This is a genomic window from Streptomyces sp. URMC 126 (assembly GCF_051386555.1).
Classification (GTDB): Bacteria; Actinomycetota; Actinomycetes; order Streptomycetales; family Streptomycetaceae; genus Streptomyces.
Genome location: NZ_JBPQTX010001309.1, coordinates 1 through 238 on the forward strand (window position 1 = coordinate 1; position 238 = coordinate 238).

Consider the following 238-nt stretch of genomic DNA (forward strand, 5'->3'; position numbering starts at 1 on the left):
GTCGCCGGGCGGTCGCCGTACGGGTTGCCGATCCGCACCCGCAGCCAGGTGGCCGACACCGAGGCACGGGCGATGTTGCGCACGGTCACATCGGGCGAGGTGCCGTGCCTCCCCTGGAGGCTCGCGCTCCAGATCGCGCTGCGGCCGTACGCCGGTCCCCGCTCGCGCGACCCGGTCTCACCGGTTCCGGTGCCAGAGGCGGCGGCCGGGGGAGCCGAGAGCAGGGGAAGCAGCAGGG

At 75.6% G+C, this 238-nt stretch carries 1 pseudogene; it reads right to left on the minus strand.

The window, feature by feature from the left end:
- Window positions 1-238 (minus strand): annotated as a pseudogene (locus ACSNOK_RS36070) (hypothetical protein); the annotation flags it as partial.